Annotated in this window: 18 protein-coding genes; 9 read left to right on the top strand and 9 right to left on the bottom strand. The window is 47.4% G+C overall.

Annotation, left to right across the window (positions count from 1 at the left end):
• Nucleotides 1–48 precede the first annotated feature (48 nt).
• The gene (locus tag WCK19_RS05215; protein WP_342396309.1) at nt 49–921 is read left to right on the top strand and encodes a hypothetical protein; all 873 of its coding nucleotides are present in this window, start codon (nt 49–51) and stop codon (nt 919–921) included.
• A 68-nt stretch (nt 922–989) separates the two neighbouring features.
• The gene (locus tag WCK19_RS05210) at nt 990–3,389 is read left to right on the top strand and encodes a tetratricopeptide repeat protein (RefSeq protein WP_342396308.1); all 2,400 of its coding nucleotides are present in this window, start codon (nt 990–992) and stop codon (nt 3,387–3,389) included.
• A gap of 11 nt (nt 3,390–3,400) precedes the next feature.
• On the opposite strand, the gene moaA is transcribed toward WCK19_RS05210, so the two are convergent.
• Nucleotides 3,401–4,441, bottom strand: coding sequence for a GTP 3',8-cyclase MoaA (gene moaA / locus WCK19_RS05205; protein WP_342396307.1), 1,041 nt, complete (start codon nt 4,439–4,441; stop codon nt 3,401–3,403).
• Nucleotides 4,442–4,504: 63 nt separating this feature from the next.
• Entirely contained in the window at nt 4,505–5,440 is a 936-nt protein-coding gene (locus WCK19_RS05200) for a hypothetical protein (protein ID WP_342396306.1), read from the bottom strand.
• Nucleotides 5,441–5,975: 535 nt separating this feature from the next.
• Between WCK19_RS05200 and WCK19_RS05195 the strand changes: the two genes are divergently transcribed.
• The 4 genes from WCK19_RS05195 (at nt 5,976) to WCK19_RS05180 (ending at nt 11,133) form a co-directional block, all read left to right on the top strand.
• A complete protein-coding gene (locus WCK19_RS05195; protein ID WP_342396305.1) occupies nt 5,976–6,881 on the top strand; it encodes an alpha/beta hydrolase in 906 nt (301 codons plus the stop codon).
• 11 nt (nt 6,882–6,892) lie between these two features.
• A complete protein-coding gene (locus tag WCK19_RS05190; RefSeq protein ID WP_342396304.1) occupies nt 6,893–8,950 on the top strand; it encodes a glycoside hydrolase family 172 protein in 2,058 nt (685 codons plus the stop codon).
• Nucleotides 8,951–9,160: 210 nt separating this feature from the next.
• Nucleotides 9,161–10,441: an acetyl-CoA hydrolase/transferase C-terminal domain-containing protein gene (locus WCK19_RS05185; RefSeq protein ID WP_342396303.1), complete on the top strand. Its 1,281-nt coding sequence runs from the start codon at nt 9,161–9,163 to the stop codon at nt 10,439–10,441.
• Nucleotides 10,442–10,512: 71 nt separating this feature from the next.
• Nucleotides 10,513–11,133 (top strand): FMN-binding negative transcriptional regulator, encoded by a 621-nt coding sequence (locus WCK19_RS05180; protein WP_342396302.1) that lies wholly within the window; start codon nt 10,513–10,515, stop codon nt 11,131–11,133.
• A gap of 45 nt (nt 11,134–11,178) precedes the next feature.
• Here the strand turns inward: WCK19_RS05180 and nagA are convergent, their stop codons facing one another.
• The 6 genes from nagA to WCK19_RS05150 form a co-directional block, all read right to left on the bottom strand.
• A complete protein-coding gene (gene nagA / locus WCK19_RS05175) occupies nt 11,179–12,318 on the bottom strand; it encodes an N-acetylglucosamine-6-phosphate deacetylase (RefSeq protein ID WP_342396301.1) in 1,140 nt (379 codons plus the stop codon).
• Nucleotides 12,318–13,874, bottom strand: a complete 1,557-nt coding sequence (gene nagZ, locus WCK19_RS05170; protein WP_342396300.1) for a beta-N-acetylhexosaminidase — start codon at nt 13,872–13,874, stop codon at nt 12,318–12,320. The genes nagA and nagZ overlap by 1 nt, the downstream gene beginning before the upstream one ends.
• Nucleotides 13,875–13,878: 4 nt before the next feature.
• Nucleotides 13,879–14,805 carry a BadF/BadG/BcrA/BcrD ATPase family protein gene (locus WCK19_RS05165; RefSeq protein ID WP_342396299.1) on the bottom strand — a complete coding sequence of 309 codons (927 nt, stop codon included), beginning with the start codon at nt 14,803–14,805 and terminating at the stop codon, nt 13,879–13,881.
• A 3-nt stretch (nt 14,806–14,808) separates the two neighbouring features.
• Nucleotides 14,809–15,738, bottom strand: coding sequence for an N-acetylmuramic acid 6-phosphate etherase (murQ, locus tag WCK19_RS05160; RefSeq protein WP_342396298.1), 930 nt, complete (start codon nt 15,736–15,738; stop codon nt 14,809–14,811).
• Between the two features lie 136 nt (nt 15,739–15,874).
• Nucleotides 15,875–17,080: a Coenzyme F420 hydrogenase/dehydrogenase, beta subunit C-terminal domain gene (locus WCK19_RS05155; protein WP_342396297.1), complete on the bottom strand. Its 1,206-nt coding sequence runs from the start codon at nt 17,078–17,080 to the stop codon at nt 15,875–15,877.
• A gap of 159 nt (nt 17,081–17,239) precedes the next feature.
• Entirely contained in the window at nt 17,240–17,722 is a 483-nt protein-coding gene (locus WCK19_RS05150) for a dual specificity protein phosphatase 23 (RefSeq protein WP_342396296.1), read from the bottom strand.
• A 164-nt stretch (nt 17,723–17,886) separates the two neighbouring features.
• Between WCK19_RS05150 and WCK19_RS05145 the strand changes: the two genes are divergently transcribed.
• Nucleotides 17,887–18,912 (top strand): aspartate-semialdehyde dehydrogenase, encoded by a 1,026-nt coding sequence (locus WCK19_RS05145; protein ID WP_342396295.1) that lies wholly within the window; start codon nt 17,887–17,889, stop codon nt 18,910–18,912.
• On the opposite strand, the gene WCK19_RS05140 is transcribed toward WCK19_RS05145, so the two are convergent.
• Complete coding sequence (locus tag WCK19_RS05140; protein WP_342396294.1) at nt 18,904–20,616, bottom strand: right-handed parallel beta-helix repeat-containing protein; 1,713 nt, start codon at nt 20,614–20,616, stop codon at nt 18,904–18,906. The two genes, WCK19_RS05145 and WCK19_RS05140, sit on opposite strands and share 9 nt — an antisense overlap.
• 404 nt (nt 20,617–21,020) lie before the next feature.
• Here WCK19_RS05140 and WCK19_RS05135 point away from each other — a divergent pair, with 404 nt between their 5' ends.
• Nucleotides 21,021–21,638, top strand: coding sequence for an RraA family protein (locus WCK19_RS05135; RefSeq protein WP_342396293.1), 618 nt, complete (start codon nt 21,021–21,023; stop codon nt 21,636–21,638).
• Nucleotides 21,639–21,653: 15 nt separating this feature from the next.
• On the top strand, nt 21,654–23,852 hold the full coding sequence (locus WCK19_RS05130; protein ID WP_342396292.1) for a Tex family protein: 2,199 nt from the start codon (nt 21,654–21,656) through the stop codon (nt 23,850–23,852).
• Nucleotides 23,853–23,865: the final 13 nt, after the last annotated feature.

The following is a 23,865-nucleotide window of genomic DNA, read 5'->3' as shown; positions in this document are numbered from 1 at the left end:
CTACTTGAACTATTATTTACCTAAAATTTTCAGGATTCGGTGGGAAAAATGGCTTCAACCGGCGGCAATCGTACCGGCAACAAAACAGAATTTGACCCTATTCAGTATCTACAGCCACGCGGTAATAGCCAGTATTTACCGCTAAAATGGCAGCTTGCGTGGCTTAGAAATGAGCAACCGCAAGCAGAAATCCGTACTCAGTTGATTAGCCGAGATAGCGGGATGGCGATTTTCCAAGCTGAAATTAAACTGCCCAATGGAGCGGTAGCTACGGGGTGGGGCGCAGAATCCGTTATTGAAGACAATCGGAACGATTTATCCTATCTTATTGCTGCTGAAAACCTAGCATTATCAAGGGCGCTTTCAATTCTCGGTTTTGGGCTGGAATATGCCACCGATTTTGACCCACCGCTTGAATATGCGCCAATTACGTTACCCGGTGATAATGCCGAGGATTATGACGAAGCGGACGAGCCAGCTTCCATCGAATTGCCGCTAGAACTTCTTAGCGAAGAGGAAGAACCGGAAGAAACCTATGAACCGGAGAAACCCCGCTTAGGAGAGGTGCGATTAATTCGGGAAGAAACCCCTCGTTTACGCTCCGTTCCCCGTAACGATGAGCTTGAAGCTATACCGCTTGAAAATGAGCAAGACGTGCCAATACTCCGTAAACCGGGATTCATAGGAGGACCTCAATTAATTGATCCAGCGATTGAGGACAGGTTAAATAATGTGCAGGATTTTCAAACCGGTCTAGCTGTAAAACAGATTTACAATGAAGCCAGAACCCGTCATAACATTGCACCAGATATTGTGGACAAACGCAGTCAGCGGCGCTATGGAAAAATGACCTACGAACTGACTTTAGAGCAAGCAGATGAGTTTCTGGAATTGATAATTAATTCCAGACCTCGTGCATAATGGTGAAATCGGGCAAACCTTCGTCACAGCGAACTATAATTTGGTTGCTGCTAGGCGGTGTTATAATCTTGATAAGCGCTGGTTCAATTTGGCTAGGCTTCCAACTTGGGCAACAAGGTGGACAAAAACGCATAACCACTAATACAGCTGGCGCAAATCCTTCACAAAATCCTTCTTCGGATGATTATACTTCCCCCAAAGCTTCACAACCACAAGACGACTCGGCGCGACTGGTAGCTATAGCCGATGTGTCATATTACAACGGGCAGTATAGCGAGTCAGTTTCACGCTATCGTTTCGTGCTACAAAGCTATCCTAACGGTACAGGCACAGGCGCTGCACGGTTTGGGCTTGCACTAGCAGAATCCCAGTTGGGAAAATACAAAGAAGCAATAGATGATTACCTCAAATTTCAGCTTGAGTTTCCAAGCGACCCCCGCCGTTATCTGGCTTTCTTTGGCATTGGTGAAGCACAGGCGAATCTGGGACAGTGGGAACAGGCAATTGCTTCTTATCAACGGTATTTGGCGGAAGGTAAGGAAAATGCCAAAATAATCGAAGGTTATGTAAACTACTCTATCGCCGAAGCCTATGTTAAAGGTGGCAAGCAAGCAGAAATGCTGGATAGTTACAAAAAAGCGGCGGATTTAAGGGGAAGTAGCTCGAACCTATTACAAGCTCAGGTGCTTGAGAAAAATGGCGATTACTACGCGGCGCAAGGTAAAGCTGAAGAAGCGGTAACATACTACAAACGTATTCTTGATTTTGCGAAAGTGCAAAGCTATCGCGCCGATGTGGCATTTAAAATCGGGGCGGCATACGATAAAGCCAAAATGATAGAGCAAGCTAACACCGCTTATCGGGTAGTGATTGACCAGTATTTTGGAACTAGCGCAGCCGGAAATGCCTTGCAAATATTAATTGACCGGGATGACTCCGGTATGGATGATTATTTCAAGGGTTATAACGCTTACAGAAAAGGCGATTATACAAATACGCTCGTTATTTTGGATAAGTTCCTGAAACGCTCTGCCTCAACACAGCCCATTTCAGCAATTCCTCCCGGCATTGCAGCGTCTGAGCAAGTGCGATTCGCCCGCGCATGGTACTGGGAAGCGGTTAGCTATGAGCGACTGAACAACCCGGATAGAGCAATTAGCGAATACAAACAACTTGCCGCCCGTTTCCCCTCTAATGAGGCTGGAGAAGATGCACAATGGCAACTGGCAATGTTGCTACGCCAGCAAAACAAAGCGGATGAAGCAATTACCGAGTTTGCCAAGCTCTCAGGCAGTTCACGCTATGGAGTAGAGGCACAATTCAGTAGGTTTAGTCTGATTTTGCAAAAAGATGGAGCAGATGGCGCGTTGGAATCGGCTACGAAATTATTTAATAGCAATACAGCCAGTGGCAGAGAAGCCCTTTTTAGGGTGGCAGAGGCATATAGCGCACAAGCACCCGATAAAGCGCGTCCCCTTTACCAAAAATTGGCAGATACGAAAGCTGATGACTATTTTTCAGTACGTGCGGCTGAAATACTTGCTGGAGTTAATCCCCTTGCACCTGTAAAAGCCACTCCCGAAACCCATCCGGCAGTTTTTAACCCGCTAAAATTTGCAGCCGATTTTGAGCGAGAACGCAAGGAATTGGAATCTTGGTTGTCCGGTTGGGCAACAAAAACAACCCCAAATATGGCTACTCCCTCTAGTCCTTCGCTAGATGCTGCGCTCAAAGCTGTAAGGGAAGATAGCGGCATAAAACGAATGATAGAATTAACCCGACTAGGAAAAACTGAGCAAGCTAATCGGGAAGCGATGGAAGCGCAGGCTCGTTTTTTAGGTAAGCCCCTCGAATTATATTGTCTGTCGCTGCTTTTCAATGACAATCGTCAGTATAGCCAATCCATTCTTGCCGCTAAGGAAGTATTCGCGCTATACCAGAAGCAAAACCCTGCCACAGGCTTACGCAGCTCCCCGACTCTACTGCAAAAATTAATCTATCCGTTGGACTTTCAGGATATTATCCTTGAGTTCTCAGGGCAATATAGCTTTGACCCTCTTTTGTTGGCAGGACTTATCAAGCAGGAGAGCGCATTTGACCCGACCGCTACTTCGGGGGCAGAAGCACGCGGTTTATCTCAGGTGATACCCGCTACTGGGCGTGGGATTGCCTCAGCATTAGGCATTAGCGATTTCAGCTTAGAAGATTTATACCAACCCTATACCGCAATCCGCTTTGGGGCTTTTTTCCTCAATCGGCAGTTGGATAATTTCAACGGCAACCCTTATGCCGCGCTCGCCGGCTACAATGCGGGTCCCAGCAATGTGGGAGATTGGTTAAAGGCAAACCCGCCCGAAAAAGATTTCGACCTGTTCGTAGATGGTATCACCTACGGGGAAACTCGCCAGTACGTAAGAATCGTCTATACCAACTATGCGGTATATCGCGAACTTTATAAGAGCAAATAATAATAACCGGATTACCCCCCGATTTGTGACATGTTGCGTTTGGTACGCTGGAAGGCTTCACCGTCATTGATGAAATGCTTTAGCTCTTTCTGTAAGACGGCGCGGCGGATAGTTTCTGCCAATACTTCATCGCTCGCCCCGCTACGTATAACCGCTTTGAGGTCGGTTTCAATATGACCGAACAAGCAGGTTAGCATCTTGCCCTCGGCAGTCATACGGATGCGGTCACAGTAGCGGCAGAAAGGATGCGACACCGGACTTATAAAGCCGAGTTCGCCCTTACCGTCCCAGAAGCGATATTTGGTAGCAGTTTCGGCAAGGTCATCGCTAGGGATTTTTATCAACTTGCCGACCTCACGCTCGATGATAGCTTTAAGCTCATCTCCGGTCAGCACCATTTCACGCTCCCAAAGCTGGTCAGCGTCCAGCGGCATAAACTCAATGAAGCGAATTGAATAAGGCTTGCGGCGTGCCAGTAGCGCGAATGGAACAACTTCTTCCTCAGTAAAGCCGCGCATCGCTACCGCATTTACCTTGATGGGGGTAATAGTCGGGTATTTTTCCAGTTCTTCCAACCCTTCCAACACCCGTTGCAAATCATCCCGGCGCGTAATTTGATGGAACTTGTCACGGATAAGGCTGTCGCAGCTAACATTTATTCTGGTCAAACCGGCTTCAGCGAGGTCTTTAGCCATATCTTTGAGCAATACCCCGTTAGTGGTAAGGCTCAGGCTTTTCAAACCCTCAATTTTACTTAGGCGAGAAATCAGCAGTGGTAAATCCTTACGAACCAATGGCTCGCCTCCAGTGAGGCGTACTTGGTTTACCCCCATACTCACCAGCAAGCGGGTAAGGCGTTCAATCTCCTCGAAGCTTAGAATTTGTTCGCGCTTGAGCCATTCCAGCCCCTCAGCGGGCATACAATAGACGCAGCGAAAGTTGCAGCGGTCGGTAACGCTAATACGCACATTGTGGATATAGCGTCCAAAGCTATCGCGCAAAGGCTCGCGTGTTAGCCCGACAGCATTGCCGGAATTGGTATCCATTTCCATCAATCTTCCCCTCAAATTTATAAAGACAAACTTCGATTCAATTGCGAAGTTGCAAAATCGTGGTTAACGGTCGGTTGGTCCAAAGAAATCAGTATCATCAGGTGATACCTCTACAGTATTAAAAACCCCAGCGTATTTTTGCGCCGCTTTCTCCATCTCATGCTGGTTAAAGCGTCCGCCGATGTCCTCAAACACTTGGCGATAATGCGCTATCGGGTCAGAATGAATCGAATAGCGGTCATCAAATTGGGTAGCATTGAGAGCATGCGCTATTAATCGGGCGCGTCCTTGCATGGCAGAAACAGTGGTGGAATAGCGTTTCGCCACCGTTGCGCCCTCAACCTGAAAGCGGTCAAACAAGCTTATCAAGTATTCAACCGCTGCGGCATAGCTTGCCGAGCTTCCTTTCAGCACACTCCCCGACTTTTTGCGAAAATCGCGCCACAAGCGAAAAGCGTTGAGCAATTCATCCAGATTAAAAAGCCCTTCACGCCCTTGCATCTCTTTCAAAAAAAAACGCTCTACCGGGTCGAGATTTCCTTCTAGAAGCGGCAGAGAGGCGTAACCCTGATAATAATTCAGCACAGCGCAATCGGCAGATTCATTCGGGTTGAGGGGCGCACCGGGAGTACCGGGCAAAACCTCCAGAATCAACCATGCCCCGGATGGTTGATTCTGCAAAAACAAACTTGCCGCTAAAGTAGCGCCCGGAGATATGCCAAGCTCTAGCAAACTGGTATTGCCCTGCATTTCAAACTCGACAGGAGCAAGTTGCCCTTGCTCACAGGGATTATCGAGACGTAGCGCAATTCTGAACAAAGTTGCCCCGAAAATCTCTAGTTGCATTGCCGCAGAGCTACCCGGTAACAACATATCCTTGAGGGGGTCAATTGCCCCGACGCGCACAGCCGCAACAAATGCAGCCCCGATACGCGCCGCTGCTTGGGCTTGTTGGCGTTTTGCCACTATACCTCTATCAAGTTGAATAAGATTGTCCAAAATTGGAGTTTACTTTCTATTACCAACAACCCGGTACTCAGAGTTTGATTATTATATCATACTGACCCAGCCAAAATACAAATCAAATCTCCTTACGGCAGGGCGCATCAGATTCTCGCGGTTACGAAATCTTGGTTAGGGAAATATTCTGAGGCTTTTACTCCTATAAAAAATTGAACTGGCTGTGCCTCGCTTAATTAGAGTTATATAAGAAATAGTCTTTTCACTCCTGCAATTGTAACATTTAGGATAATGCAAGCGTAATATAAAGCAAGAGAGAAAAAAATTCGGCAATGAAGCCCCATCAAATTGCTCTCGATACAGTCGCAAACGACGTGATTGTAGAAATAACCCTCTAAGTTTATATTCTCCTGTAAAATTTTCCTCACACAAATAATGCGAGCACAAACGGCATCTGTAACCATACAGATGTCTTTTTTTTCTATTTTCACGTACGCCCATTTTGAGGTAAAATACAAAATGTTATTCTCAGAAACTATTTATTGCATACTCGATGTAGAGGATTTGAAGAGAAATGACGATTAAAAGAACAGCAATCAAGCCGCGTAACGGGTTCGCATCCGGTTCGCAGCCCGGAATCAAATTAGCTTATGCCGATTGGGGTCCCGAAGATGCTTCCCCTGAAAAAACAATTGTGGGGGTACATGGTATTACTGCTAATCTGATAGGGTGGAATGCCTTTGCCGAAAAGTTAGCAGCTTCTGGCTATCGTTTTATCGCCTACGATTTGAGAGGTAGAGGCGAAAGCAGCAAACCTGCCAACGGTTATGACCTTACCACCCATAGCTTTGACCTTCGCGCTTTGTTGGATTATTTCAATATAGAACAAGCTAACGTATTAGGACATTCTTTAGGCGCTGCTATTGGCGTGTATTTTAGCGCACACTATCCTGAAAGAGTACGCCGACTGATTTTACTGGACGGTGGCGCACCTTTGCCACCTGACACATGGCAAGCAATCGCTCGTTCGCTGGAGCGCCTCGGTAAAACTTTCCCTTCGCTTGAAGCGTATATTTCTATGTTCAAGGTTTCTCCTTACTTTCCAATTTGGAACGATTCTGTGGAGAATTACTATACCTACGATGTAAAGCAAAATCCAGATGGAACCGTGACTCCAAAATGCGAGAAAGAAGCCATAATGGAGGAGCAGCACAACCTCAATAATATGGAAAAGTATCTTTCCGCGCTGCATACCCATATCGAAGCCCCAACCCTGATTCTACGCGCTACCGATGGTTTGCTTGACAGCGGAAAAGCTGGCTTTATCCTAACTGCTGAGGGCAGCGCAAAGATGGCGCAAAATATTCAGGGTGGCGGTAAAACAGTAGATATTAACGGAACTAACCATTTCACCATTCTTATGAATGAGGGGCATGGGCGTGATGAGGTGTTGCGCCTCGTAATCAAACACTTGGAATAAGGGGGACGCGCTTGCTAAATTTTATGGTGGCTGTAATTTTGATATTCCAGCTTATCTTGCCACCATTGCTACTACCTGAACAAAAATCAACGGATACTTGCGTTGAACCGTCTCTGTTGCAATTGACGAACAGTATAGCGGGATTGCTAAAAGGAGATGGCTCACGCGGGGTAGCAGCGTTAACCGATTTCGAAGGGCTGCCGAATTTTCAGGAAGATAGCACAGTTAAAGAGATTTCCAGTGTTGACCCTACCGGGGGCAATGTGGATGCCTTTAATTTCCTCGACCGTGACCCCAACGGCGAATATGTTATTTTGGATGAACAAGGTTCAGGCTATATTTATAATTCGTGGATGACCAGCTTACCGGGTGGGGGATTGCCCGGCGGCAACATCCGTTTCTATTTCGATGGCACTACAAAGCCGCTAATTGATATTCCCGTTGCCAGTTTCTTTGATGGCACAACCGCGCCCTTTTCTGAACCTTTGAGTTTCTCAGCAGCAGTTGGCAACGCTAATGGCTGTGTTCGCTGCAAATCCACTTTTTTTAATAATTATCCGATAGGTTTTCTAAAATCGGTTAAAGTGACCTTGCAAAATGTACCCGGTTATTATCATTTTTATGTCAAGAAATATGCCTCTAATCTGGGAGTAAGCGCGTATAGCGGTAAAGAAAATCTGAGTGAGGTGCGCCGTATTTGGGGAAATAGCGGTAGTGACCCGAAAGAACCAAAGGCACAGAGAACAGTTTCCGGGCAGAAAAAGTTGTTAAATGATGGTAAGCCAGTCGCGTTATTTTCAGACCTAAGTCCGGGTTCAATCTCGGCAATTGCTTTGCGTCCAGACCGTATAAATGCAGATGTGTTGCTAAATCTGAAAATCCAGATTTTTTGGGATGATGAGCCTGAACCCTCAGTTGAAGTTCCGGTTGGTTTTTTCTTTGGCGGAGGTATGAGCTTACTCCCTTTTAGTTCCTTGATGGCAGGAATGCCGGAAAAAGGGCTATGGTATAATTATTTCCCAATGCCCTACTGGAAAAATGCCACTATACAACTGGTAAATTCAACCGCTAACCCATTGGTGGTTGCTTTTGAGTTAAGTTCAGGCACAAATATTTACCAGAAGGATACGAGCGGCTCTTTCCATGCCACTTATCGCAATACTCCTAAAACCACGCTCGGCACCGACTGGCAATTATTGAGTATCAAAGGGCGCGGGCAACTGGTAGGGGTGGTAATGAGTACCGCCTTGACAGGCGATAAGGATAGTTGGTGGGAGGGAGATGAGAGATTCTATATTGATGGCAGTCGTTCGCCTCAGATTAACGGAACAGGCACAGAAGACTTTTTCAATATGGCGTATGAGCCAAACTCATTCTGGGTTTCGCCACTATCCGGTACAACCACCAACAGCCTGAACAATAACGGAGAGCCTGACCGCGATATGAGTTGGTATCGCTGGCTAATTTCCGATTCGATTAATTTTCAGAATAGCCTTAATGCAGGTTTTGAAATCGGTCCGGTAAATGATGTTGCTGCTACCGACCGCCGAGCGGTTGCTTTCTGGTATGGCGTAACCGATTCTCCTTCTGCTATTACAGATACGCTAACTCTTGGAAATAGCGAGGATGAGAAAGCGCACGATTATAAGGTGCAAGGTCGTACTTTTCTAGGTTCACGCACTTTGCCGTATCCGGGTGACCAAAGGGTTACTTTACGCACTTTTGAGGGAGTTGCCTTCACTGGGCAGAGTTCTTTTAACGTAGAGGTCAAGCCCGAAGCAAAGGCAATTTTATTGAGACGACATACCGATGTTGGCACAGGAAATCAAGTGGCAGAGGTGCTGGTAAACGGGATTTCAGCGGGGTTGTGGCAAGACCGTTTGACCATCAAGGGCGGTGAATGGCGCGATAGTGAGTTCCTAATACCCTCTTATTTGACCAGAGGCATGGACAAACTTAACATAACAATTAAATTTGTAAGTTCTATTAAGGATTGGAACGAGTTTGGATACGAAGTCCTTTCTCTTGGCAGTAAATCACAATCGGTAAATAGCTGTCCCCGATTTTGATATAGTGCAGTATGATTCATAGAATAATGTGTTTTACAATTGGCGCATACAACCTGTCGGCAATCTGTAAAATTTCTGAGGTACCAGCAAGCTCAAAATCGCCCTGTATATAGGCATTAGCACGCAATAATTAATCGCCCTTTTTTGCTATACTGTAAAAGTTACCGTTATTTTTTGTAATAAATCTATTTTGCAGGAGTTTGAGCCTTTATGTATAGCTACGTTTCTTTTGAAGAAGCGGTAAAAGTAATCAAATCTAGAGACAGGGTTTATATTCATTCAATCTCGGCAGCGCCTCAACGCTTGATAGATGCAATGACCGCTAGAGCGCCGGAATTAAAAGGTGTCGAAATAATTCACCTTCACACCGAAGGAACCGCACCGTATGCAGCCCCCGAATTAGCCGAAAGCTTTCACACTAATGCCCTTTTTGTGGGACCAAATATGCGTAAAGCAGTTGAGTCAGGTCAGGCTGACTATACCCCCGTGTTTCTAAGTGAAGTGCCTAATCTATTCCGCCGCAATATTCTACCTTTAGATGTGGCAATGGTACAGGTTTCCCCGCCAGATAAACATGGCTTCTGTTCTTTGGGTATCTCGGTGGAAAGCACTCGCGCGGCTGTTCAAACCGCTAAGCATGTAATTGCTCAGGTAAATCGAAATATGCCCCGAACGCACGGTGACGGTTTGGTTCATTTCAGTGAATTTGATGCAATGGTAGAATGCGATGACCCGCTCCACGAGCATACACGTCCAATTCTTACCGATGAAGAAAGCGCCATCGGACGGCATATAGCTGAATTGGTCGAAGATGGAGCAACCTTGCAAATGGGTATCGGCGCAATTCCGGATGCCGTTTTAATTTCGCTCACGCACCACCAACGTTTGGGTGTGCATACTGAAATGTTTTCAGATGGCGTAATTGATTTGGTGGAAAGAGGCGTGATAACCGGAGAAGACAAAGTAACCCATCCCGGTAAAATTGTGGCAGGTTTTGTAATGGGAACCCGCCGTCTCTATGATTTCGTGGATGATAACCCGCAGGTGGCAATGCTCGATATTGCCTACATTAACGATACTCATGTAATTCGGCGTAACCCCAAAGTTACCGCGATTAACAGTGCCTTGGAAGTGGATTTTACCGGGCAAGTTTGCGCCGACTCAATCGGCACGTATATGTACTCTGGGGTTGGCGGTCAAATGGACTTCATGCGGGGCGCAATGTTATCACAAGGTGGCAAACCCATTATTGCTCTACCTTCAGTCACCAGCAAGGGTGAATCCAGAATTGTACCATTCCTCAAGGAAGGCGCAGGCGTGGTAACTACCCGCGCTCATGTCCAATACATTGTCACCGAATACGGTGTAGCCGACCTTTATTGCAAGAACTTAAGGCAACGCGCCCGATTGCTGATAGATATTTCACATCCGAATAACCGTGCTGCCCTTGAAGAATCTGCTTTCAAACGCTTCGGCAAAATCTATTACTAGTTCTAAATTCCTTGAATGCGCCCTTTTCCGTTGTCTGGAAAGGGGCATTCTTTTTTCAGGAGAATAACTGGATGTATATACCAAAATCCTTTGAAGAAAATGACTTACCCGAACTGCACGCAATGATGCGTCGCTTTAATTTCGCCACCCTTATAAATACAAATGAAGGTGCGATTCAGGCTACCCATATTCCGTTTATGTTGGATGAAACAAAGGGTACTTATGGCATGCTTCGGGCGCATATCGCCCGCGCCAATCCGCAATGGCAAGAGTTTAACGAAGGCGTAGAAGCGTTGGTGATTTTTCAAGGTCCCCATGCTTACATCTCGCCTTCATGGTACGAGGCACATCCAAGCGTACCAACGTGGAATTACGTGGCAATTCACGCTTACGGAATACCCCGCCTGCTTGAAGGCTATGACAACTTACATCCAATGCTCGATTCACTTGTTCACAAACACGAACAGCATTACCCACACCCATGGGCAATGGATTTACCTGAAGATTATATGCAGAATATGGTCAAAGGGATTGTAGGCATTGAAATCGAAATTACTCGGCTGGAAGGTAAGTATAAGCTAAGTCAAAACCGAAGCGAAAAAGACCGCCGCGGCGTAATTAGCGCGTTGGAAGGCAATCTCGACCCGCTCGTTGCCGAAGTAAGCGATATTATGAAGCAGCGTGAACTTTAAGAAGTTGCGCCATTAACCGATTGTGTTCTATCAGGATTAGGAGAGTCAATACAAAATATTCCCACCCACCAGCGTCATTTGCGCCTCAAAGCTGTCAGGCTGGAAAACCGCTATATCCGCATCATAGTTTGCTTCAAGTCGCCCCTTGCGCTTATCAATACCAAGTAAACGCGCCGGATTCAGGGAAGCCATTCCCACCGCTTCGGCAACGCTACACCCGCTATAGCTAATCATATTGGCTACAGCTTGGTTCAAAGTCAAAATGCTACCGGCAAGAGTTCCGGCAAAATCAGCCAGCCTTGCCGTTTTGTCCGTTACTATCACTTCCTGACCACCCAACACATATTTACCCGGAGGCATACCCATACCCGCCATCGCATCCGTCACCAATATAATATTTGCCGCGCCCTTCAAACGATATGCCAAATTGACAATACCGTGATGCAGATGGATTCCATCTACTATTATTCCGCAAAAAGTATCTTTCGATAACAGCGTTGCTCCCGCGATGCCCGGTTTGCGATGGTGTAAGGACGGCATGGCATTGAACAGGTGTGTAACCATACGGATACCTGCCTTAAAAGCCGCTTGACCTTCTTCATAAGTTGCGGCGGTATGCCCTGCCGACACTATTATCCCTTTTTCATTCAACCAGCCTGACACTTCCAACGCTCCTACTAATTCTGGCGCAAGGGTCATCAGCTTCAGGTTATCGCCGCCACATGCCCATAAACGGCGGACTTCCTCCAGCGAAGGTTGCCGCAAAAAACTTTCTTCGTGCGCTCCCTTGTAGCGGGGATTAAGAAAGGGACCTTCAATATGTGCGCCGAGTGGGATTGCTCCTCTTGTAGTTGCAGCATTGGCTTTAAGCCAATTCAAAGCCTCAAGATAGGTTTCAAGCGGGGCAGTTATATAGGTAGGCAGAAAGGCAGTAACACCCCAACGTGGTAAGGCTTTAGCTACTTCTCCCACGCTATTCGGCTGCCGGGTGAAATCATAACCAAGCCCACCATTTATTTGCAAATCAATTAAGCCGGGGCAAACATAGCTGTTGGGAAAAGAATAATCTGCGCTCAAACCCTCTCCATACTCACAGCCCTGAATTTTATTGCCGGAGATTGTGAGCCTCCCGTCACAAAAGCCCTTTTCTGTCCAAAGTTGACCGCTGATTGAAAATTCTTGCATTACACTTCCTCTAACCGCACTGGCAACTTACCTGTAGGCTTTAGCTTGCCAAGCAAGACCTCTGCCAATGCCCTGACCGAGCAGGGAGGGTCGCCATACGTAGCGAGAGATGCCGCGCCCTTTGCCAAAGTCAGGTCGTAAGGGTCTCTAACTGCTACTGCCACCGTGTTAGGCTGAATTTTGACTAACTCTTGCAATGCCCGCACTTGTGACTCATTCCTTGTCGCATTGCGAACAAGTAGCGTCAGGTTGTCGGTAGTCTGTGCCAATTGACAAGACAACGCAATCTGTTCAGTAGAAGGTTGCGCGGGTAGCGTCAAATAGCGCAAGTTTTCCCAGTACTCAGAAAGCAACGTTCGGAGCAAAGGAGCAGCCTGTCTCCCTTCTTCAACCGGAGAAGCAGACGGCAGCGTAAAATCTATAACCACCGGACTTTCGGCTTGCTTCCCAAACTCGAAACCTTCTCTAATCGAAACCAGCGTCAAACTCTTTCGTGCCACCACAAGGATAGTTTGAGCGTCTATCGCCTCCTGATTCAGGTCTTCCAGCGAGTAAGCCCTACTCACAGGCTTGCAAAAACGCTCTTTGAAAGACAATACCCGTTGCAAGCCTTCCTCAAGTTCAAAAGCATTTTCAGAAGCAGCTCTCACCGTTTGGCGAATGGCAGCGCGTTGAATTTCCATAGTAAAACACGGCAAAACGACATCAGCGCCCGCTCGCAAAGTCGCAAGGGCTGATTCGGCGGGGGTATAGCGTTCGGCAATCGCTTTCATATCCAGCGCATCGGTAAAAACCAACCCGCCGAATCCAAGCTCTTCACGTAAAAGTTCGGTCAGAAATTTCCGGCTTAACGTAACCGGAACAGCCTGTTCCAAAGCCGGAAACATAACATGAGCAGTCATCAAAGCGGGTACATTAGCGGCAAAAGCGCGGCGAAAAGGTACAAGCTCTACCGCGTCCAAGCGTTCGCGCGTGTGAGAAATAACCGGCAAGCCAAAGTGACTATCCACGCCTGTATCGCCATGACCCGGAAAATGTTTTACACAACTGCCAACCCCCACTGCGTTATACTCTGCTATTGCACATGCCACCAGTTCTGCCACTATAGCAGGGTCGCTACCGTAACTGCGGATACCGATAACCGGGTTGTGGGGATTATTATTTATATCTGCAACAGGCGCAAAATTGAGGTTAATGCCCATGCGTTGCAAGCGGCGTGCCGTTACTTTGGCAGAGGCACGTACCGCTTCAATACCAGCGGCAGCTTGTGCCATCTGGCTTGGCGCAATCCACGATGAGCCATCCGCGCTCATGCGGCTAACTCTCCCGCCCTCCTCATCCAACGCAATAATGAAAGGCGGCAACCCATTGCGGGCGGCTAAATCTTGCAAATTTGCAGTAAGTGTGTTTACTTGCTCGATGCTTTTTATATTGCGCCCGAATAAAATAACCCCGCCGGGGCGACATTCCAAGAGCCAAGCCCGCAAAGTTGGGGTCAATTCAGTACCATCGAAGGATAGCATGAAACGTTGACCGACTTTTTCAAGCAAGTTCATACGCTCACTCCACTTCTTGCGCCATTGCTACTGCTGCTGCCAATGCCGGTTCTGGTACTTGCACGATTTTATCCAGTTGGATTTGCGCTCGTAATAACCCTTCGACTCTGGCAAGCAACACGGGATGATTTAATATCACCCCTCCGGCTACCGACAGCGAGGGCGGCACAGAAAATTCCAGCTTGCGATAAACCGCTTTTACAATTAAAGCCAGTTCTTCCGCCGCTTCCTCGATTAATGCCAGCGCGGTGGTATCACCTGATGCAGCCGCTTGAAACACCAGACCGGATAAGCGGGCGATACGCGCATTATTCACCAGTGGGCTAGTATAAACTGCCCCGATTAGTTGAGAGGCATTCGCCAAATTCCACTCTTGCAATACCAAATCCAGCAGCAAAGTTTCAGGTTCGCGCCCATCCGCCATACGCGCCGCTTTTTGCAGAATAGCACGCCCGAACCATAAACCGCTGCCCTCATCCCCGAAGAAATGTCCCCAACCCCCAGCACGGGTGCGCTTTCCCGCATGGTCGCGCCCGATTGCAATCGAACCTGTGCCGCAAATTAGGCTCAACCCGATTGAATGCGGTAGCGCCGCCAGTACCAGTTCGCCATCATTTCCAAACAACATCCGGCGTGCTTGAGGAAATTCAAGTTCGGCAGTCTTTTTCTTCCAGATTTCTTGGTCATCGGTGCGATCAAGACCGGACAAACCTAAATAGATTTTGTCTAGTACAACGGTAGCAGGGGACAGGTTTGCAGCCGAACATGCCTCTAGCAAAGCCATTCTAACCGCCGTTACCGCCTTCTCCAGCCCAAGCGCCTGATAATTAGAGCCGGTTGCCCCGCCCCGCCCAAGCTCTTGCCCATTCTCATCTACTATTACTACCAGCGTTTTACTAGCACCGCCATCTACAGCCGCAAAGTAGCGCATTGCTTAATTCGCCTTTTTCAACGCCAAGCGCACCACACCATCCGCTCTGGCAAGTTTTTCTGCTGCTTGATTCGGGCTAACCCCTGCCAATGCCGCTACAATTGCCACTTTGGTTTCCCCGTTGCAACGCTCCAGCAAAGCGGCAGCTTCAAGTTCGGGCAGCCCGGTGCAATCAATTACTATCCGCACCGCCCTGCGCCGAAGTTTAGCATTGCTGACACGCACATCTACCATCAGATTGCCGTAGGTTTTGCCCATTAATGTCATAGCCGCAGTTGACAGCATATTCAACGCCATTTTCTGGGCTGTTCCGGCTTTAAGACGAGTTGAGCCGGAGACTACTTCAGCGCCCGTAACAGGCGCAAGGGTGATTTGAGACAACGCTTCTAAGGGAGTGGCTTTATTACAGGTTAGCCCGATAGTGAATGCGCCACAACTACGGGCGTATTCCAACGCGCCCAATACATAAGGGGTGCGCCCGCTGGCAGTAATCCCCACCACCGCATCGTTCGAGTTTAGCTGAACCTTAATCAAATCCTGTTTGCCCAATTCGGCATTATCTTCAGCTTCTTCCACCGCACTGGTTAGGGCAACCTCTCCCCCGGCGATAATGCCGATAACCATTGAAGGTGGAGTATTAAAAGTAGGCGGACATTCGGACGCATCCAGCACGCCAAGCCTACCGCTAGTACCTGCTCCGATATAAATCAGCCTACCGCCCCGCTTGAAGCATTTTACGATTTCTTCTACCGCGCGAGCAATTGAGGGTATTTCCGCCTTAATAGCCTGCGCCACCAGTGCATCTTGATTATTAATAATTTGCACTATTTCAAGTGCGTTCAAGGTGTCGAGAGTAGAGCTTTCCTGATTGCGCCCTTCCGTTGCCAGATTATCACTATCACGTGCGGATTCTTCTATGTATTTACCTTGCATGCTTACCTCTGAATGTGAATCGAGGGTATTGTATAGATGTATATACCAGTTTACAGGATATGCCTTTTAGCGTCAAGCATACAAAAAACCCTCGTCCGTCTAAACCAAACGAGGGTTACATTCTAAAAAAAGAAGCTTACATGCCGTATCGCTTGAGAACGCGCTTCGCAAATTCCGGCACCAATTTATCCTCATGAGCCGGGAAATTTTTGCGAATATGGTCAAGGTTACGCGCCCACTTCATAGTAAGAGTACCACGCGCAAAATTGATACCCTTCAAACCGCGATGCCTTACCACGAAAGTTAGAAGCTTTGCGCCCCATTTCGGCAATTTGCGGGGGGGCTTACTTAGCATATCTACCGAAAGTTGGACGGCGCGATGGTAATCGCCCTTCTCAACCAAGGGTGTAAATTCCAAGTGCGGGCGCAACATCTCGAATAGTTCTTCGCCAACCTTGGTACGAACTGTTATCCACTGGTATGGCATTATTGCGCCCAAATAACCTATCGTAATATCCGAAAGAGCATTGGCGTAGTCAAAGCAACTCAAGCAACTATCGGGGAAAATATCCGCCCCCATTTTGTCCAAATCAAGCTCGAAAAAGCCGATTTTCTCGATATGCCCATCTTCATGCTTCATCCAAACCCGATAATCCGGCATAAACTCTAGGTGAACAACCGTTGAAGGCGACTTCGATACAACCTCAAGGAACTTGTTCCACTTCTGATAAGTCACAACATCGGTGCATGGCAAGCCCAGAAAGTAGACTTTCTCAAAGGGTAGCGTATCTTGGATTGCGCGTACCGCATGCGTTTGGCAACCGTTACCGATAAAGGCAATTCGTTTTAGTCCCCTCTTTTCGGCTTCTTCGATGGCTGAAACGTTTTGGGACAGGCAAGGCTTGTTTCCCTTTGCCGCAAATATTTCTTCAACGGTGGTAGCAACTCTGGGCATGGGCTTAAAGCGCGTGCCGGGTACGTTATCTACTACGATTACGCCATCCACCATATTATTTTTCAGAAGCATGCTTGCCGCTGTACTCATAATGCCGCTCCATTGTGCGCCCTCTACCGGTTGTTTCAAACGAGCGGTGTACATGTGCTGGAAAATCCCAAACATATCCTCATCAGAGGTGGGTACTCGACCCCGACCGTGTAGCCGAAGCTCGATTTCTTCGTAGCGATTCCCCACAAACACGCAAGCATCCGGCAGTTGTTCGCGGCGGTTGGCATAGCAAAGACCACAGCGACTGCACATCAACGGCTTGTCTAGGCGGTTTGAAGCCACATCGCCCTTTCGGGAAACTTGGATTGGCAGATTCGGCTCGTAAGTCTGGCTCATTATCTTATCTCGCTTTTTTGCTATGTCAGAAATGACAGATAGCAGCATTAAACAACATTTTGCAATTCTGAGTTTGTTAGCATATTAGTGTAGTTAGAGGCTTTGCGTCTGTAGTAGGAACTACCTATTAATAGTTTTATCAAACCAAGCAGCGCGGCTTTACCAAGCGTTCTCCTCCAGAGGCATTACGTGCAAGCGACGGGCATATTCCTGTACAGCGCGTTCTTGCTCCTTAATTTCAATCGAATCGGGGCGAATCCGCCGTATCTCCGCGATTGCCTGAGATGCGCTCATTCCGCGATGTACCAGATAGCAAGCCAATATTGTCCCGGTTCTACCATATCCTGCGCGACAGTGTATCAGAACAGGTTCAAGGCGCTGTATTCGTTTCTCGATAAAGTGAACGAGCTTTTCAATCTGCTCTACTGTAGGTGCGCTAAAATCGGGAAGCGGCAAATGTTTGTGCATTATCTGGTATTTTTGAAGTAATTCGGGGCGTGGGCTTTTTTGGGATAAAGAAACGATGGCACGAATACCCTGTTGGTGCAAAAATAGGAGGTCTTCATCCTCTTTACCGCTCCCGCCGGGAAGGGCGCTTCCCGCCAGTTTCCCCTCGATTACCCAACCCCAGTTCTCCAACATATCGCCTAATACCCTCTCTGCAAAATCAGTTTGATAATTCCAGTGATTATATCGCCCGCTGATTGCTTGTACAAGTCTTTTGACAAATCATATAGGCATAGTTAAACTAGGCAAGGTGTTTTTCAGGATTATCAAAAAAGTGAGAAGTAATTAAAAGTATTATTATGGCAGGCTATAATCTTGCAATCGTAGGCGCAACCGAGTTAACCGGACAGGAATTGATAAAAATCTTGCAATCCCGGCGGTTTCCCGTCAACAATATAAAGTTTCTGACAAATCCAGCTCAATATGTACCCGGTCGTCGTGTCTTTTTCTCAGGTAAAGACTTTGAGGTGCCGGAAATTACCAGTCGCGCCTTTAAAGAGGTGGATATAGCTTTTTTCTGTGGAGATGCCGAAACTGCCCAACATTTTGCGCCCATTATCACCGAGTTTGGCTGTTTCGTTATTGACGTGAGCGGCGCGTTTCGGGGCGATGAAAAAGTTCTTTCGATAATCCCTGAAATCAATGCGGAAGAACTTCAGCAGCTAAAAAAGAAACGGTTAGTAGCTTCTCCCAGTCCCGCCGTTATCCAACTTTCACTGCCGTTGAACACCCTTCGACAATGGACTAGTCTGCGCCGTTTGATAGTACACAGCTATGAGCCTGTTTCGGAAAGTGGGCATAGTGCGGTTGAGTTTCTAACTACAGAAGCGCGAACGGTATTGGATGGGAAAAATGTTATTCCCCACACCTATCACCACCAGATAGCTTTTAACCTGTTACCTGAAACCGAGAATTTTCTGGATACAGGCTTAACCCGCAGTGAAGCACGCATAATTCGCGAAATAAAACGTCTCTGGCGTATGCCCGAACTCAACATTGCGGTTACGGCAATCCGTGTGCCGCTTTATCAAGGCATGTCCCAATCAATAATAGTTGATTTGGGTAAAAAAGTTACTCCCGATGAAATGCGCGAGGTAATGGGAGATACCCCCGGCGTAAAAGTATCAGACGACCCAAGCGTCAATTTGTACCCGCAGCCATGGCAAAGCATCAATACTGACGATATTGTGGTTGGGCGTATCCGGGAACTGGACAGCAATTATAACACGATGGCTTTCTGGAGTTGCATGGACAATCTCCGAAAAGGCTCTGCTCTAAACGCTATCCAGATAGCCGAATCCGCCTCCCGCCTTAAGCTAGTATAATTTGCCCAGCGCCTTAAAAAAAAGCGCAAGCAGGGTGTTGAACAACGCGGCTTGTGCCTTTTGCGGTTGGGCAACACTTGGCGTAGTAATATGCGCTACGTTTGCGCTGGTAGAAGCCACGCTACCTTGCGCCAATAACGCGCCTGCCTGCACCTTATCGGAGCGTTGATTTGCCTCCAAATCCCGATTGATATTATTTGCGATATTACCGCCGGGAATATTCCAGCTTTGCGGCAAATCGCCCCCAACAAAATCTGGTATCGCCACGCTACGCGCATTAAGCCCATTGTTAGCCGAAATAGGGTGGAAATCTCCTATGACTGGATTAACCAATTGCGGTTGGAAAATGTTTATCATATTATCGCGGCGCAATTGCTCGGCATTGCAGGTAGGGTTAGCGGGTGGGCAACCTGCGTTTTCATCTTCAATTCCTAACGGGTAATCTGCCGAACCATTCCAGATAATATTTCCTTTGATTTGCAGATTAGTATCGGTACGAGCAGGGGCAGGTATATTGCTATTGTCAGAAGGTTGCTGCGACCCATAAATAGCAAAGTGCTGGTAACCGCTTTGATAGCCGTCCGGGTTGTATATCAAGTTATTATAAATATAAACGTTGCGGTCGGGGATAAGTTGAGGGCTATCAGCAGATACAGTACCCCAACCGCCCGCTTGCAAATTCGCAGTGCAACGGTCAGTATCCCCATCACAGCTACGGCTACCGAACACTACTTCTATCAAATGGCTACGCGCTCCTACTCTATAGAGGGTATTATAAGCCAGCAGGATATTATACCCGCCGTTTACCCCAAGCCCTGCGCCGTTGGTGTCGTGTATCAAGTTATTGATAATCTTTATATCATAACTCTCGTAGTGCAGCCAAGGCGAAACCATATATTCAAAGCCAGTGCCTTGTCCGGCGGTAATGCCCCCGGTACCGCAGTTAAATACTTCGTTGCCTTCCACCAGCAAATAGCCAGAACCGCCTTTCGCGTAAAAACACCAATCTTCCGAATCATGAATCCGGTTTGCTTTCACATGCCCATATTGTACCGCCACGAAATCTATAGCGTTATCATAAGCCCCTGAAATATCGCTATCCTCAATATAAATATACTGGGATTGATTTATTTTTATCACTTCTTGCGCCGCCCGATTTGCCACGCTCAGGGTTGTGCCTCTTATCAGAAAGTGATTGCATTTCTCACAATGGAAAGCATCGCCGGGTGGGTCAGGCATGATAGCTATATCTATAAGATAAAAATAGCTGGAATTATAGATATTCAAGTCACCATTAAGTTGAGCCTTGCCTCGCCCGTCCGCAGATTGAAAAATAACAGGGAATTGGGCAGTCCCAAGCCGATTCTCCAGATAATTAGGAATCGAATCCCTCGGATAATTTCCTGCCGCCAGCATAACCCGATAGCCAGTTTCGGCTAATTCTTGACCTTCCGGTATAAGATTCCAAGCTGCATTCAGCGTTTTGAGAGCTTGAGAACGGCTTGAACCATTATTAGAATCATTGCCGTTCGTGTAATCAACCCATACATCCATGACAACAGGTGTCCCGATGTCATATTTCTGGACATCGAGTGCTTGAGCAGACACCTTGTAGGGATAATTGCATAGAAGAAATACCAGAATAAACAGCAAGCATCCGCCAGTAAATAATATGGTTTTTTGAGGGCGAACGGCGTATCGCATAAAGTTCTTAACCCTTTCTCTAATAAAAAAGTATGCCACTGTAAAAATTTACTTTGCTATCTTTTAGTATAAAATTTGATGATTACGGACAAGCTTACAGACTGCTTGAATTTTTTTAATTGCGAACGTGGGACTGCCACCTTTTTGGCGATTACAAAATTTAGGCTTTTCATTACCAAACAATCATTTTTACCGAAGATTGCCCGGCTTAAGTAGTAGCGTAATTGTTTGACATCCCTATCGAGTTGTTTCGAAGCCTTTCAAACCAGTATGCTTGCTAACTTGTATAAGTTGTTAAAGTCAAGTAAAATTTTTTTTGGTTGTTGTCTAGAACCTGACCCGCAAGCGGGGGTGGTATTGTGAATCTGTACGATAGCAAATTTAGAAATAGGAGAACATTCGACTTGGAGAACATTCTGAAAGAGTTTTTAGGATTACCCACTACCTGCATTTCTGATGCTATGGAAGGGCTTAACAACCTCGACTCAGCTATAAAGCCGCTCAAGGAGGAATACAGAATCGCGGGTAGAGCTTTGACGGTGAAAATGCCCGTTGGCGATAACCTCGCGGTTCTTAAAGCGATGAGAAACGCGCAACCGGGCGATGTGGTGGTGATTAACGCTAAAGGCGACACCTATCGCGCCATTGCCGGAGATTTTGTAATCGGAATGGCGCAAACTCTTGGAATACAGGGTTTTGTGGTAGATGGGGTTATCCGGGATATACAAGGCATAAAGAAGCTCGATTTCCCGGTTTTCTGCAAAGGTACGGCGGTTGCTGCCAGCGGTAAAGCCGGTGTGGGCGAAATCAATGTGCCGATTTCCTGCGGTGGCGTTTCGATAAATCCCGGCGATATTATTGTGGGAGATGCGGACGGCGTAGTGGTAATACCACAGTCAAAAGAACAGAAAATTTTACGAAAAGCGCAAGATAAGCTCGAAAAAGACATAAAACGAGAAGCGAAGATTTCCGGCAACGCCGAAGCCATCCTCAAATATCTGGATGAGATACTAACCCGATAAATATAGGAGTTTCTTTTGGCATCTTCAGACTCAACTACAGTGGTGAATGAAAACTGGATTATCGAGCAAGCTGCAGCAGAGCTAAAGCTCAGAACCGCCTCGGCGCGTAACGCGCTTGAGTTATTGGACGAGGGAGCAACGATTCCCTTTATTTCGCGCTACCGCAAGGAAGTGACGGGCAATCTGGATGAAGAGCAGTTGCGCCAACTTGAAAAGCGCGTAACTTATCTACGCCAGCTTTCCCGCCGTAAACAGGAAATAGTAGCCTCTATCGAACAACAGGGGAAACTCACTGCCGAATTAAAAGCGGCAATCGAGAAAGCGGTGATTTTACAGGAGATAGAGGATTTATATCTGCCATATCGCCCCAAACGGCATACCCGCGCTACCGCTGCCCGCGAAAAAGGGCTTGAGCCGCTTGCCAATTTGATACTCACTCAGAAAACTTTTAACGGCAAGCTCGGAGATTACGCCGCTAAATTTATTAACTCTGAAAAAGGGGTAGATACCAACGAAACAGCCTTGAGCGGAGCCAGGGATATTGTAGCGGAGCAGGTAGCGGAAGATGCAAACCTGCGCCGAGAGTTGCGACAGTTATTTCTCAAGCAAGCCTCCTTTAGCGCAACGCTGGCAAAGGGCGCAAAAGACGAGGAGGGCAAGTATCAGCAATATTACGATTATGCCGAACCTGCCTCCAGAATCCCGCCACACCGCGTCCTCGCCCTTAATCGTGGTGAGAGTGAGGAAGCATTGAAGATAAATCTGGTATTACCGAGTGGGGTTGCCGAGAAAGCGGCGGCTTATTATTACCCGGCTGATTCGCACTGCATCTTCAAAGCTGAATTAGAAACGGCGATTGCCGATAGCTTGAAACGGTTGCTGATTCCTTCACTTCAAAACGAAGTACGCGCCGCTTTGACCGAACAGGCGGAAGCGCATGCCATTAAAATATTTGCCGCCAATCTGCGCCAGCTATTGTTGCAACCGCCCTTGCGTGGTATGTCGGTGTTGGGCATTGACCCCGGCTTTCGTACTGGCTGTAAAGTTGCGGTGATTGATACCACCGGAAAGCCAATTGCCAACCTGAATATTTACCCGCACGAACCAAAAAATGATTGGGAAGGCTCAAAGAAAATATTGCTTGAATTATCCAAGCGTTTCAAGGTAAATGTCTTTGCAATCGGGAACGGCACTGCCAGTCGTGAAACTGAAATGCTGGCAGCAGAGGTAATTGCCGCCTGCCCAGAACCCAAGCCATCCTATGTGATTGTGAGCGAGGCGGGCGCATCTGTTTATAGCGCGAGCGAATTGGCGCGAAAGGAATTTCCCGACCTCGATGTTACCCAACGTGGAAATATTTCAATTGCACGCCGCTTACAAGACCCCTTAGCCGAATTGGTCAAGGTTGAGCCGAAAGCTATCGGAGTCGGCTTGTACCAACATGATGTTGACCAAAAAACGCTTGGTCAAACTCTCGATACGGTAGTGGAGTCGTGCGTGAACTATGTAGGAGTAAATTTAAATACCGCCTCTTCTGCCCTTTTGCGCTATGTTTCGGGGATTAATCGCAAGGTAGCAGATTCAATCGTAACCTACCGAGAGACTAAAGGCTCTTTCAAAACCCGGCGGGAGTTGCTCAAAGTACCGGGCTTGGGTGAAAAAGCCTTCGAGCAAGCAGCAGGTTTTTTGAAAATTCCTGATGGCTCTAACCCTTTGGATAATACCTTTGTTCACCCTGAAAGCTACGAGGCGGCTGACAAATTACTAAAGCTGATAGGGTCTGGTAAAGCTACCACGCTACCGTCAGCCGTTGCCGTAAAAGAATTCAGGTCGAAACTTAAAGGTATGGAGGATATAGCCCGACAACTAGGCGTGGGCGCGTTGACCCTTTCCGATATTCTTGATGACCTCGAAAAACCGGGACGTGACCCACGCGATGAGCTTCCCAAGCCCATCCTGCGAAACGATGTGCTAAAACTTCAAGACCTCAAACCCGGCATGGTACTTAAAGGCACAGTCCGCAACGTGATTGATTTCGGCGCATTCGTGGATATTGGGCTAAAACAAGATGGCTTGGTGCATATCACCGAAATGAGCAATCGCTTCATCAAGCACCCGCTAGACGTGGTACAGGTTGGGCAGATTATCGAGGTGAAAGTGTTGGGCATAGATGAAAAGCGCGGACGAGTCAGCCTGAGCATGAAATTGCCCTGAGCATAGCAGGTAA

It is taken from the genome of Candidatus Chlorohelix sp. (assembly GCF_037138995.1).
Lineage (GTDB): Bacteria > Chloroflexota > Chloroflexia > Chloroheliales > Chloroheliaceae > Chlorohelix.
This window is presented reverse-complemented; position numbering and strand designations above follow the sequence as displayed.

Coding starts and splice junctions, on each gene's coding strand:
- WCK19_RS05215 (WP_342396309.1), top strand. CDS start 49: ATGGCTTCAACCGGCGGCAATCGTACCGGCAACAAAACAGAATTTGAC.
- moaA (WP_342396307.1), bottom strand. CDS start 4,441: ATGGAAATGGATACCAATTCCGGCAATGCTGTCGGGCTAACACGCGAG.
- WCK19_RS05195 (WP_342396305.1), top strand. CDS start 5,976: ATGACGATTAAAAGAACAGCAATCAAGCCGCGTAACGGGTTCGCATCC.
- WCK19_RS05185 (WP_342396303.1), top strand. CDS start 9,161: ATGTATAGCTACGTTTCTTTTGAAGAAGCGGTAAAAGTAATCAAATCT.
- WCK19_RS05180 (WP_342396302.1), top strand. CDS start 10,513: ATGTATATACCAAAATCCTTTGAAGAAAATGACTTACCCGAACTGCAC.
- nagA (WP_342396301.1), bottom strand. CDS start 12,318: ATGCAAGAATTTTCAATCAGCGGTCAACTTTGGACAGAAAAGGGCTTT.
- nagZ (WP_342396300.1), bottom strand. CDS start 13,874: ATGAACTTGCTTGAAAAAGTCGGTCAACGTTTCATGCTATCCTTCGAT.
- WCK19_RS05165 (WP_342396299.1), bottom strand. CDS start 14,805: ATGCGCTACTTTGCGGCTGTAGATGGCGGTGCTAGTAAAACGCTGGTA.
- murQ (WP_342396298.1), bottom strand. CDS start 15,738: ATGCAAGGTAAATACATAGAAGAATCCGCACGTGATAGTGATAATCTG.
- WCK19_RS05155 (WP_342396297.1), bottom strand. CDS start 17,080: ATGAGCCAGACTTACGAGCCGAATCTGCCAATCCAAGTTTCCCGAAAG.
- WCK19_RS05150 (WP_342396296.1), bottom strand. CDS start 17,722: ATGTTGGAGAACTGGGGTTGGGTAATCGAGGGGAAACTGGCGGGAAGC.
- WCK19_RS05145 (WP_342396295.1), top strand. CDS start 17,887: ATGGCAGGCTATAATCTTGCAATCGTAGGCGCAACCGAGTTAACCGGA.
- WCK19_RS05140 (WP_342396294.1), bottom strand. CDS start 20,616: ATGCGATACGCCGTTCGCCCTCAAAAAACCATATTATTTACTGGCGGA.